Here is a 1,056-nt window from a genome sequence, read left to right as displayed (position 1 = left end):
CTAAATAACTTTTCATAATAGTGAGACACTCGATTTACTTTCTCTGAAAGAGTCTATTTGCAGATTTTTTCAAGAATTTTTTCACATTACTGAGCAGTTGCCACATATACCGACAACAATGGTTACGTGTGACTGTTTCATGTAACGTGTGCCATAAGTATTCTATTTTGTTCAACCAAGGCGAGTAGACGGGCAGGAATAAGAGGATAATGGTGGGGTTTTGAGCCAACCAACGCTGAACTGCCCGGCTTTTATGAATGCAATAATTATCCAAAATCACGGTCAGCGTTTTCACACCCCGATAATATCTTTTTAAGACTTCCAGCATTTTAATAAATAAGAGTGAATTTTTCTTTGAACTTCCCGTATAGAGAACGTGCTTTGTTTGAACGTCAAGAGTGCCCGCAATGTAGTATTTTTGATTTTGTCCCGGGGTGATAATCCGCTTTTGTTGTCCTTTAAAATACCAGTCAGCGCCGATTTTAGGATTAAAGTGAATATCAACCTCATCTTCATAAACCACGGGATGTTTCTCTGAGGCCAGAGATAACGCTTTGGTAATGAGCCTCATTTTCTCATCATATTCAGGGTCAGGCACCTGTAATGTCGGGGCTGCTCGTCGCCATACAATGCGATTTTTACAGAAAAATCGGTAAAGTGTGCTGATTGACAGTTTGATATTAAATAATTTTTTGATTTGAAAGATAAAAAAAGAGAGGCTCCAACGAGAACGAATATGACCAAATTGCTGAGGTGAATGTTCCAACAAATAAAACAGAACGGGCAAAAGTGGCGTTAAATTCCACCGAGGGTGGCGCCCCGCGGATAAAGGATACAATCCGGCCCATCCAAGTGCCTTAAAGCGATCAATCCACCGCCACACAGAGGAATGCACGGTGCAAAGTGTTTTGGCGACTTGAGACACAGATGCACCTTGATGTAGCAAGAGTATCGCCATAATCCGGCGAGCATAGTTTTTATCTGCCGTTTTTTGGACAATTTTTCTCATTTGACGCCGCTCATTGCGCGGAATTGGTGGTACGATGGCCATAACTC

1 protein-coding gene is annotated in these 1,056 nt (G+C 41.6%); it reads right to left on the bottom strand.

Features of this window, described 5'->3' with window-relative positions; all coding sequences use genetic code 11:
* Positions 1-34: 34 nt before the first annotated feature.
* The gene (locus tag AACS92_RS02035; RefSeq protein ID WP_099112030.1) at positions 35-1,051 is read right to left on the bottom strand and encodes an IS630 family transposase; all 1,017 of its coding nucleotides are present in this window, start codon (positions 1,049-1,051) and stop codon (positions 35-37) included.
* Positions 1,052-1,056 lie beyond the last annotated feature (5 nt).

The organism is Xenorhabdus sp. KJ12.1 (assembly GCF_963876495.1).
Classification (GTDB): domain Bacteria; phylum Pseudomonadota; class Gammaproteobacteria; order Enterobacterales; family Enterobacteriaceae; genus Xenorhabdus; species Xenorhabdus stockiae.
Note: the sequence above shows the minus strand (reverse complement) of the source record. Positions and strands in the feature narration are given on the sequence as shown.

Coding starts and splice junctions, on each gene's coding strand:
- AACS92_RS02035 (WP_099112030.1), bottom strand. CDS start 1,051: ATGGCCATCGTACCACCAATTCCGCGCAATGAGCGGCGTCAAATGAGA.